The organism is Mesorhizobium sp. M7A.F.Ca.AU.002.02.1.1 (genome assembly GCF_003998535.1).
Taxonomy (GTDB): Bacteria; Pseudomonadota; Alphaproteobacteria; order Rhizobiales; family Rhizobiaceae; genus Mesorhizobium; species Mesorhizobium ciceri.
This window is the reverse complement of the sequence record NZ_RZPB01001306.1, coordinates 1-931: the sequence shown is the minus strand read 5'-3', so window position 1 is coordinate 931 and position 931 is coordinate 1. Positions and strand designations below refer to the sequence as shown.

Genomic DNA, 931 nt, shown 5'->3' with positions numbered 1-931 from the left:
GGGTAACCCATCATGCGCCGCGCTCAAGAATTACGGTCACAGTGCACTATTTCGCTTCGGCCGCCTGCCCCGCTTCCGCGGTTCCGGTTTGCCCGAAAATCCTACCCAGAAATGCCTCGTTGCCCACCGGCCAGCCGATGCTCTCGGCCTTGCGCAGTGCGTCGAAAGCCGCGGCATCCATCTCGATCAAATCGAACCGCCCGACCGACGACGGCAACTGTGTTTCATCGGCCCCAATTCCGTGACGCCATCGGGCTTATCAGTCGGATGCGCCCGAGCGTTTGACCAGGACCAATCCGCCGCCTGCTTCACCAGTCCCGCGCGCACCGGATTCAACCCGACATAACGCACAGCCGACAAGAGGTGTCCTCGTCCATCGCGATGGCGCCGAAGCGACCCTGCCAGAAATGCCCGGTTTTGTTTTATCGCGCATTGATGGTCCCGGCATACGCGCGGTGCACCTTCGCGAGCGCGCACCGCAGGCCATCCGCGCCGGCAGGCATCAGGATCAGGTGCACATGGTTCGGCATCAGGCACCACGCCCAGAGGCCGACATCGGCGGAGCGGCAATGCTCGATCAGGAGGTTTTTGTAGAGCGCATAGTTTTACGGCGTTAAAAACGCTTTGGCGCGCCCGTTGCCTCGCTGGGTGACATGGTGCGGCAGACCGGGGACTACAATACGGGCAAGCCGAGCCATTCTGCTAGTCTACAGTAAATGAAGGTCGATCCAGTATACAAAAATACACTGTCACCGTGATCTTCTTCGTTACTGATCGATTATTTCTAAAGAAAATAGGACAGGATTCTCAAAATTCACAAAATAAAACCGAGATCCATTTAGAAAATCTATTACTATTGACGTGTCTGGACCAATTCCTTCGCCAAGTTTTGTTGAAAATGGAATTTTTCTACGCCTAACTTCGTTTAAAG

The 931-nt window shown here is 55.3% G+C and carries 1 protein-coding gene; it reads right to left on the bottom strand.

Annotation, left to right across the window (positions count from 1 at the left end):
- Positions 1–46: 46 nt before the first annotated feature.
- The gene (locus EN879_RS40475) at positions 47–217 is read right to left on the bottom strand and encodes a hypothetical protein (RefSeq protein ID WP_206521361.1); all 171 of its coding nucleotides are present in this window, start codon (positions 215–217) and stop codon (positions 47–49) included.
- Between the last annotated feature and the right edge of the window lie 714 nt (positions 218–931).